At 48.6% G+C, this 8,973-nt stretch carries 10 protein-coding genes; all 10 read right to left on the bottom strand.

Going from position 1 to position 8,973, the window contains the following annotated elements; genetic code table 11:
* Positions 1-139: 139 nt before the first annotated feature.
* On the bottom strand, positions 140-778 hold the full coding sequence (locus VN429_RS01755; RefSeq protein WP_325629147.1) for a Fe-only nitrogenase accessory AnfO family protein: 639 nt from the start codon (positions 776-778) through the stop codon (positions 140-142).
* 10 nt (positions 779-788) lie between these two features.
* Positions 789-1,097 (bottom strand): 2Fe-2S ferredoxin, encoded by a 309-nt coding sequence (locus tag VN429_RS01750; RefSeq protein WP_325629145.1) that lies wholly within the window; start codon positions 1,095-1,097, stop codon positions 789-791.
* A gap of 29 nt (positions 1,098-1,126) precedes the next feature.
* Positions 1,127-2,515 (bottom strand): nitrogenase component 1, encoded by a 1,389-nt coding sequence (locus tag VN429_RS01745; RefSeq protein WP_325629143.1) that lies wholly within the window; start codon positions 2,513-2,515, stop codon positions 1,127-1,129.
* Between the two features lie 2 nt (positions 2,516-2,517).
* The gene (nifE, locus tag VN429_RS01740; RefSeq protein WP_325629141.1) at positions 2,518-3,900 is read right to left on the bottom strand and encodes a nitrogenase iron-molybdenum cofactor biosynthesis protein NifE; all 1,383 of its coding nucleotides are present in this window, start codon (positions 3,898-3,900) and stop codon (positions 2,518-2,520) included.
* A gap of 63 nt (positions 3,901-3,963) precedes the next feature.
* Positions 3,964-5,322 carry a nitrogenase component 1 gene (locus VN429_RS01735; protein WP_325629139.1) on the bottom strand — a complete coding sequence of 453 codons (1,359 nt, stop codon included), beginning with the start codon at positions 5,320-5,322 and terminating at the stop codon, positions 3,964-3,966.
* Positions 5,323-5,348: 26 nt separating this feature from the next.
* Positions 5,349-6,953 carry a nitrogenase molybdenum-iron protein alpha chain gene (gene nifD / locus VN429_RS01730; RefSeq protein ID WP_109967453.1) on the bottom strand — a complete coding sequence of 535 codons (1,605 nt, stop codon included), beginning with the start codon at positions 6,951-6,953 and terminating at the stop codon, positions 5,349-5,351.
* A gap of 17 nt (positions 6,954-6,970) precedes the next feature.
* Positions 6,971-7,390 (bottom strand): P-II family nitrogen regulator, encoded by a 420-nt coding sequence (locus VN429_RS01725; protein ID WP_325629136.1) that lies wholly within the window; start codon positions 7,388-7,390, stop codon positions 6,971-6,973.
* Positions 7,391-7,407: 17 nt separating this feature from the next.
* Positions 7,408-7,734, bottom strand: coding sequence for a P-II family nitrogen regulator (locus tag VN429_RS01720; protein WP_109967451.1), 327 nt, complete (start codon positions 7,732-7,734; stop codon positions 7,408-7,410).
* Positions 7,735-7,754: 20 nt separating this feature from the next.
* The gene (nifH, locus tag VN429_RS01715) at positions 7,755-8,582 is read right to left on the bottom strand and encodes a nitrogenase iron protein (RefSeq protein WP_325629131.1); all 828 of its coding nucleotides are present in this window, start codon (positions 8,580-8,582) and stop codon (positions 7,755-7,757) included.
* 173 nt (positions 8,583-8,755) lie between these two features.
* On the bottom strand, positions 8,756-8,973 hold a 218-nt coding region (locus VN429_RS01710), incomplete at its 5' end, for a hypothetical protein (protein ID WP_325629129.1).

The raw sequence follows: 8,973 nt of genomic DNA, 5'->3' as shown, positions 1-8,973 counted from the left end.
TATCTGAAGTGAATAGATATGCATGATATCACTACAGTGATATCATATGAAGGAAATGAGAGAGCATTACGCTCCCTCAGAAAAGGTGTGGTATGGTGTATGGTATTACCTTGAGTTATCGAGTGGTATAGAACTACTATTATGTACACCCGCAGCTGTCAGCCGGGTTCCTGGTCAGTATTAATCTCACCTCACTTGGTCCTAGTCGTTCGCTCTGCATAGTAAACCCGGAACAGGTCGATTCGAGTGCTATCCATGGCGGAATATGATCGCAGATAACCTCAAGCTGCTGATATGCTCCGGTTTTGATAAACTTCTGAAGCACCTGTTTACTGCTCACTTCGGGTCGTTTACCCTGAATTTCCTTGATGGACAGATAATATTTTCCTGGAGTTATCTCAACCGGAACCGGAATATCTACAGCACCAGACGGGACTTCTGACTCCTGATCTTCCTCTTCTTTCCAGACCGGATCAAGGAACTCATCAGGTTTGCCTGAGATCTCCCAGACTCCGCATCTGGCTTTTTCCAGCTCAAAGAATATCGCCCCACTCGCTGCCTTGGCAACAAAGATCCTACAGTCACCAAGGAATGCAGTAAGTTCAGACATCTTTTGCCTGAGTTGTACAAGGCCCTGACTTGTATCGAGAGCAAATGGCATCCTCCTGACTGGTTCCCAGGAAGACAAATCCTTGGAGTATATGACGACTTCTCCGGGGCCGGTCAGGGTTGTAGTACACCCCTCCTGATCGAGCATCGCTGCAATCTCGGGGATCATAATGCCTCCTTTAGATAACCAGCCGGTCCACGACTGTGCCGCCTTCGATGTGTGATTCCATGATCTCTTCCACATCATCAAGGCCTACCGATCCATACCAGACATTGTCGGGATAAACCACAACGATTGGCCCTTTCTCACAAATCCCGAAACACCCGGTGTTGGTGATGAATACATCACCGCCCAGATCGCGTTCGTCAACCTCTTCCATGAATTTTGCCATTACATCGACGCCTTCTTTGGTGTGACAGAATCCTTTCTGCTGACCTGTTGGGCGTGAACTGGTACAGATAAAGATATGTTTGCTTGGCTTTTGCATAGTACATCTCCGAAATAAATTTCCCGGGTTTATCCCCGGATATGGTTAAACATCTCTTCCTTCTTCTTTTCCCGGTACGAACTGTATTTCTTTTCAAGAAGTGTGTTCGTGAACCGGTCAAGGAATGCCAGAGTCCCGGCATATCCAGTTGAGAAGATCCGCTGACCGCCAATCCGATCATGTATCGGATATCCAATTCTGGTTACAGGAATTCCATGCCTCTCTGTCAGGAATTTTCCTCCAGTATGGCCGACACCGATCGTTGCACCAGCCGAAACTGCTGCATGCTCGATGGACGCAAAGTCAGCCTCCTCTATCAGAACCGGCTGTTCAGCCAGATCTAATATCATCGGTCCGAGGAGATCTTTCAGTTTGCTGTGTGGTGAACCACTTGCAATAACCACCGGCTCTGCACCGTTCTCGATACAGATCCCAGTCAAAGCATAGACCATCTCGGGCTCGCCATAGATAACCGGCCTTCCTTCTGCATTGTACTTGTGTGCATCTGCCATTCCATCAAGAAGCCAGCCACGTTCAAGTGCCAGCTGCTCAGGAACAGCCTTTCCACTTATTGAGGACAATGCTGCAACGAACTGGTCTACGTTATCTACTCCGATTGGAAGTGGTAGATTGATCAACCTGACACCGAACTGCTGCTCTAGGAATAATCCCGGGGATAGTGCATCCGGACAGGTCTTTCCAAACTGTATTGTAACTGGAGCACCTGGCATCCGTGAGATATCAGCCGGACTGGTACCTCCGGTTGGAATCTTCTGATACCTGCCACCGTATGGCCTGTCAAGAGTCATCGAGATATCAGGAATCAGAGTATACTCCATTCCAAAGAGCCCAAGGATACGTTTGATCTCTCTGATATCAGCAGGGCTGATATTGGGAACAATCACATTGATCCTTTTATGACCCTCACAGAGTTTTGCATAATGTGCAATAACTGCCCGGGTTGTGGCCCAGAATCCTTCTGAATGAGTGCCACCGTAACTGGGAGTTGCTACCGGAATGATATCAACACCAATATTCGGATGACTCTGCATGTATGATTTGATCATACGGTCCATATCCTCACCCATCGTCTCAGCAAGACATGTAGTAAGGATACCAAGCATCGTAGGCTGATACACCCGCAGCACATTATCAAGTGCTTTGTTCAGGTTTTTCTCTCCGCCGAGAATGGTCTGTTTCTCATTTAGCGAAGAGGAGGCGACATCTACCGGCTCGTGGAAATGCTCCACATTTGCAAGACGCATATACGTGCTGCAACCCTGCGAACCATGGACGAGTACCATTGCACCCTCAATTCCTTTGAATGCAATAACGCCTCCGAGCGGCATACACATGTGGCATTGATTCTCGTTGACTTCTTTAACCCGAAGGGTATTGATTGCAGTATGGTTCGTCATGATTACTCACCTCCTATGCTCTCTTTCAGATGTTTCCACACCGGTGAACAGGTCGTGATGTACACTTCACGTGCAAACGTCACTGCACCGTCAAATCCGGCCAGACATTCTTTTCGATCATGGTTATGATCCACAAACCCGATTCCAAGTTTGTAAGCCAGAACCCGCTCTTTGACTCCGCCAGCCATCACGTCAACCTTCATGTCCAGAAGGAACTTTTCGATCTCTGCCGGATTGGCATCGTCGACAACGATGGTTCCTTCACTCAGAAGGCCGCTGATGGTCTCGTACTCTTCCTGCTTTCCGGTCTGGGTTCCGGTCACCACGACCTCCATTCCGAGGTCCTTCATCTGCCTGATCAGGGCGACAGCCTTAAACGCACCGCCTACGTAAATCGCAGCTCGCTTTCCTGTCAGTTTCTTCCGGTATCCGGCGATGAGGGGGGTGATTCGTGCCAGTTCACGTTCAATGAGAACTTCTGCCTTTCTGATGATCTCGGGATCTGCATAGAATGCAGCAATTCGCCGCAGACTGTCAGCAGTATTCTCTGCTCCGAAGAAGTTGACATCCATATACGGAATACCATACTCCTTCTCGAGATTGTTTGCTACCCAGTGCATCGACCCGGTACACTGCACAATATTCAGGCAGGATCCGGGAGCCTGTTTCAGTGCTGCTACGGTTGAATCTCCAGTGAAGGCAACATTCACTTCAATTCCTATTTCATTCAGGTACCGTTCAATCAGCCACTTCTCTCCCCCCAGGTTATATTCACCCAGGAAGTTGAGTTTTCTGGTATTCTCGATTACTTCTCCGGGTTTAGGCCGGATAAGTTTCATTATCGCTTCTGCTGCAGCCCGGTATCCGACGATCTTATTTCCTGAGAGGAATCCTGATGATTCCACCGGAATGACATCTATTCCATGTCTTTCAGATGCATCTTTACAGACTGCAATGATGTCATCGCCGATCATCCCGACTACGCAGGTTGAGTACACAAACACTGCCGGAGGATGATACTTTGATATGACTTCGTCCAGACAGGCAGCCAGTTTTGGTTCGCCACCAAAAACCACGTCCTTCTCTTTCAAGTCGGTGGAAAAACTATGCCTGTACATCTCGGAATCACTGGAGAGACTTCCCCTGATATCCCAGGTGTACGTAGCACAGCCGATTGGACCGTGGACCAGGTGGATTGCATCCGTAATCGGATTGAGTACCACCCGTGCTCCGCAGAACACGCAGGCTCGCTGACTGACCGCCCCGGCCAGACTGTCATCTGCGCAATGAATGCGGCTTTTGTTCTTCCCTGTGGTTATGATGGAGTTTTGGCGTTCGCTAATGCATCCGGAAGATCCGGACGCAAGCGAACAATCATGCTCCATGACATTCACCGGTTTATTTTGATATAAGGTATTTTAAGGTTCCAATGATGCTACATTGGAAACTTAGAGTACCAGTTCGTAATCTTCGTCCAGGCAATCGCGATCCCGGCGTTCCAGGAGGGCATTGCTGATCATCTCTATGAGCCGGAGGCATCCTTTGTACCCGGTTATGGGTATGAGTGGGTGAACGGCCCGGTCAAGAATGGGGAATCCTACTCTGACAAGTGGAATATCCTCAGTTCTTGCGATGTACTTTCCGTATGTGTTTCCGATCAGAAGATCGACTGACTCTTCCTTGATCCACTGGTGGAGGTCGAAGAGATCTCCTTCAGCCTTGACGAGGTAATCTTCTATTCCGGCTTCCTCGATCATGGATCCGACTTGTTCTTCGAATGCCTTTCCAGGAGTACCGGTTATGACGTACTTGGGAATCATTCCCATCGTCAGCACGAATTCAACCAGTGGAACCACAATATCGGGATCCCCGTAGATGGCGACCTTCTTTCCCTGGTAGTGGAAGTGTGTATCGATGAGGGTATCAACGACCTGACCACGTTCAAGAGTCAGGTCATCAGGAACTACTGCATCGAACTTCTCTTTCAGGGTCATGATCAGATCATCAGTCGCCTTGAGGCCGATTGGAACCTTGAGAGGAACGCAGGGTACTCCGCATTTCTCCATGAGGGCTGCACCGGCAGCGTTAGATGACCAGGCTCCTAGTGCCAGGGTCAGACGTGAATTCCCGGTGTCCCTGATCTCTTCCACAGTTGTCCCACCCTCCGGATACATATCGTATTTTGCAGTTAGCGGAGAGTCAAGCACATTTGTGGTGTCAGGGAACATGATCATATCAACACCAAGACTTGAGGTGATCCGTTTGATCTCCCTCATATCAGAGGGGTTTACAAATCCCGGTATGATATTGACACGTTTCTTCCGGATTGTCTCCTCATCCCTTGCAGCCAGGTACGTAACCATGGCTTTGACCATATTAGAGAACCCGGTGATGTGGGAACCCTGGTATGACGGGGTGTTTGCATGGATGACAACCTTTCCTTCAGGAACCTCTGACTGTTTGATGATCGTTGGCAGGTCATCACCGATGGTCTCACTGAGGCAGGTGGTGTGGACTGCAATGATATCAGGCTTGTAGATCTCAAACACATTCTTGATTGCGGTCTTCAGGTTTGCTGCACCACCGAACACCGATGCTCCTTCGGTGAACGAGCTGGTTGATGCAAGGACCGGGTCACGAAAGTGACGAGTCAGATGCATACGGTGATACGCACAGCACCCTTGTGAACCGTGGCTGTGGGGAAGGCACCGGTGAATTCCGAGTGCCGCATACATTGCACCGATAGGTTGGCAGGTTTTGACCGGATTGATCTTTCCGGCCGTGTGAACTACCTCGCCTTCTGGCATACATTCGAGCATTCTTATCACTCCTGTTATTGGGTCTGTTTCTCCCAGGGGGCAGTGACCAGTTTCCATGCCGGAGTTGTGATTGCATTGGCAACATCACGGGCAAAGTTTAAAGCTCCGTTGTATCCGGCATATGGTCCGCTGTAGTCGTATGAGTGCATCTGTTTTGCAGGCACTCCGAGTTTCTGCACGTAATATTTGTCTCTGACACCGGCGAATACGAGATCTGGCTTTAATGCACGAACCATCTTTTCAAGTTCGTGGTGATTGCAGTCATCAATCATAATTTCGCCATCTTTCATGTCAGGCTGCATACCTTCATAGTAATTAAGCGGAACTTTCTTGTTCAGCTCATCGAACTTCTCTTTTGACATGTTCAGGTGAACATGTGCATCCTTAAACTTCTCAGGGTCCGGGCTCAGGTGCAGTTCGGGAATATTTTTTGAATCTGCATCAATCTTGAGTGTCGGAATGACCTGACGACCTTCGTAATCATCGCGGTGAGCGAACTCATACCCGGCCACTACCACTTCCATACCCAGGTCCCGGAGGAGGTGCATATAGTGGTGACTTCGTGAACCACCAACAAATGCAAAGGCAGTCTTGCCCTGGCAGATCTTGCGGTAGTGCTCGATGACCGGCATGATTCTGGCTTCTTCACGTGCAATGACTTCTTCTGTTTTCCTGATGAGTTCTTCATCACCAAAGCAGAGTGCCATCTCACGCAGGCTCTTCTTGGTCGCTTCAACGCCGATAAAGTTCACCTTGAGCCATGGAGTCCCATACTTGGTCTCCATCATCTCAGCGATATAGTTGATTGACCGGTGACACTGGACAAGGTTCAGATGTGCCTGATGAAGATTCTTGATCTCAAGGTAACTTGTGTCTCCTGTAAGGACACAGTTCACCTTGTATCCGATATCACCAAGTATCCTCTCCATTTCCCAGCCATCACCACCGATGTTGTATTCACCAAGAATATTGATGACGTACTTGTCATTCGGGTCCCGTTCCGGACCAGTTCCAATGACATTCTCCATCAGATTGTTGTTGGCGATGTGGTGACCTGCAGACTGGCTTACACCCTTGTATCCTTCACAGTTGAAGGAGAGTACCTGAATGCCATGCCGTTCCTGGGCAGCTTTTGCAACTGCTCCAAGATCATCTCCGATAAGTCCAACAGGACAGGTTGCACAGATTGAGACTGCACGGGGATGGAACATCTCCACAACCTCGTCAATCATCTTGGCAAGCTTCTTCTCGCCACCAAAGACGATGTCACTCTCCTGCATGTCAGTTGAGACACACAAAGTTGAGAACATCTTTTCCGGTGGGGTGTTGTCATCAGCTCGGGCCTTATTTCTCCTGGTTCCCCAGGCATAGAATGCACAGCCAATCGGACCGTGAACAATGTGGACCATATCCTTGATAGGACCAACGACCACACCTTTACATCCTGCATATGCACAGCCACGCTGGGTAATAATACCCGGAATAGTCCGGGTATTCGCCTCTATCTGCTGACAGGCCTGATTTGTATCTACAATGGTGATATGCTTTTTCCGGTTTTTGAGAACCTTTTCCGGATATTTTTCAAGCATATCCCCCATCATTTCTTCGCTCATTGACATTTCAATCAAATCCTGTATTACCAGATTGCTGCTTCCCCGGCTTCTCCTGTCCGGACCCTTATAGCATCGGCTATCGGCATGACGAAGATTGATCCGTCTCCGACATTATTCTCGGTCTTATTGGCTTTGGTGATGGCTTCAATGATCCTTGGTACATCGTCATCATGAGCAAGGATGGTAAACAGCCGGCGGGGAAATAGTCGTGATCCATCAAGGAAACTGACTACCTGCCGTTCTGCTTCTTCAACATCTATGCTCTCGTGTACCGCCATCTCCAGAAGCTTATTTTTCCGCTCCGCGATCACAGCCTCATCCTCAACTGGCTTTCCTCTGCCAAGAACTTTTATGGCAGTAAATCCTGCCACTCCGGCTTCGATCAGTGCTTTTTTAGTAGCATTCGTCTTATTCATCCTGACGACTGCCATGATCTCCTTCATGGACAATGCCTCCCTATTTAGAGGCCTCGTCCGCCCCGGGAGATTGTATAAACCTCTTCAAGCGGAGTGATGAAGATCTTACCATCACCAAATGTTCCATCCTCACCGGTTCGTGCGGTCTTAAGGACAACATCGATGATATTCTCACGCTCTTCATCATGAATGGCTACCATGATGAGGATTTTTGGAATCTCATCATAGAGCATTCCACCCATCTTGATACCTTTCTGCTTTCCACGACCGACTACATCAACGACGGTAGCTGCCGGAAACCCTGCTTTGGAAAGGGCTGCAAGTACTTCGTCTTTCTTTTCAGGTCTGACGATAGCTCTAATGAGTAACATGATTCCTTCCTCCTGCCACCTTATGCCAATGCATCCAGGAATCCGTGCTGCATCATCAGTTCTTCAAGTCTGTCCTGTTCCATCGGTTTTGGTTTAACAAACATCTTGTTTGTATCGATGGCGTTTGCAAGATTTTTGTACTCTTGAGCCTGCTCAGAGTCGGGTTCAAAGTCAATTACGGTCTTCTTGTTGATCTCAGCCCTCTGAACGAGGTTGTCACGTGGGACAAAGTGGATCAGTTGTGAGCCAAGTTCTTCTGCAAATGCCTTCAGCAGAGCATATTCATTGTCTACTTTACGGCTGTTACAGATGATTCCACCAAGTCTTACTTTCCCGGTGTCTGCATATTTCTGGATACCTTTGGCAATGTTGTTTGCAGCGTACAGTGCCATCAGTTCTCCGGAAGCGACGATGTAGATCTCTTCTGCCTTACCTTCACGAATTGGCATTGCAAATCCTCCGCAGACCACATCACCGAGCACATCATAGAAGACGTAGTCAAGATCCGGAGTATATGCACCCATTGATTCGAGCAGGTTGATTGATGTGATAATACCACGGCCTGCACAACCAACACCAGGCTCCGGACCTCCGGACTCCACACATTTTACATCCATGAACCCTGGTTTCAGGATATCATCGAGTTCAAGGTCGTCTCCTTCATCACGGAGGGTTGCCATGACAGTCTTCTGACAAAGACCGTGAAGCAGAAGCCTTGTAGAATCTGCTTTTGGATCGCAGCCAACGACCATGATCTTTTTTCCGGCAACTGCAAGTGCAGCGACAGTGTTCTGTGTAGTTGTGGATTTACCAATTCCACCTTTCCCGTAAATTGCGACTTGTCTCATGTTTATTCCTCGATTTATGAAATTTATCAAAACTATTCGCTATTCAGTACAACAGAGGGGCTGCCAATATCTGATGCCCCCCCTCCTTCACCCAACTCCCGGTTCAGGACCGCTGGCTCTGATCAAAACCTTCAGATTTCCGATCAGGCGTGATTATATCCGGTTCTTCAGAATTACCTGAATGTCCGGACAGGTGCCGTGGTCTTTCCGCCCGGAAGTAGGCAGGAAGTATACCTGTGATGGGTGAGACGATTCTGATCAGAAATTCTGCCAAACCGGACCCCGGAATTAGCAGGCATCTGTGATCTTATCGATCCACCTCGTCCCTCGTTCTTCATTCTATACTTCATCGATCTACCTCCAAGGTAGTTGATCATATGTTGGTATCGCT

The organism is Methanospirillum sp., assembly GCF_035560735.1.
Classification (GTDB): Archaea; Halobacteriota; Methanomicrobia; order Methanomicrobiales; family Methanospirillaceae; genus Methanospirillum.
This window is presented reverse-complemented; position numbering and strand designations above follow the sequence as displayed.

What these genes read in the sequence shown, in the direction of transcription:
- VN429_RS01755 (WP_325629147.1), bottom strand. Translation starts at nt 778, where the DNA reads ATGATCCCCGAGATTGCAGCGATGCTCGATCAGGAGGGGTGTACTACA.
- VN429_RS01750 (WP_325629145.1), bottom strand. Translation starts at nt 1,097, where the DNA reads ATGCAAAAGCCAAGCAAACATATCTTTATCTGTACCAGTTCACGCCCA.
- VN429_RS01745 (WP_325629143.1), bottom strand. Translation starts at nt 2,515, where the DNA reads ATGACGAACCATACTGCAATCAATACCCTTCGGGTTAAAGAAGTCAAC.
- nifE (WP_325629141.1), bottom strand. Translation starts at nt 3,900, where the DNA reads ATGGAGCATGATTGTTCGCTTGCGTCCGGATCTTCCGGATGCATTAGC.
- VN429_RS01735 (WP_325629139.1), bottom strand. Translation starts at nt 5,322, where the DNA reads ATGCCAGAAGGCGAGGTAGTTCACACGGCCGGAAAGATCAATCCGGTC.
- nifD (WP_109967453.1), bottom strand. Translation starts at nt 6,953, where the DNA reads ATGTCAATGAGCGAAGAAATGATGGGGGATATGCTTGAAAAATATCCG.
- VN429_RS01725 (WP_325629136.1), bottom strand. Translation starts at nt 7,390, where the DNA reads ATGAAGGAGATCATGGCAGTCGTCAGGATGAATAAGACGAATGCTACT.
- VN429_RS01720 (WP_109967451.1), bottom strand. Translation starts at nt 7,734, where the DNA reads ATGTTACTCATTAGAGCTATCGTCAGACCTGAAAAGAAAGACGAAGTA.
- nifH (WP_325629131.1), bottom strand. Translation starts at nt 8,582, where the DNA reads ATGAGACAAGTCGCAATTTACGGGAAAGGTGGAATTGGTAAATCCACA.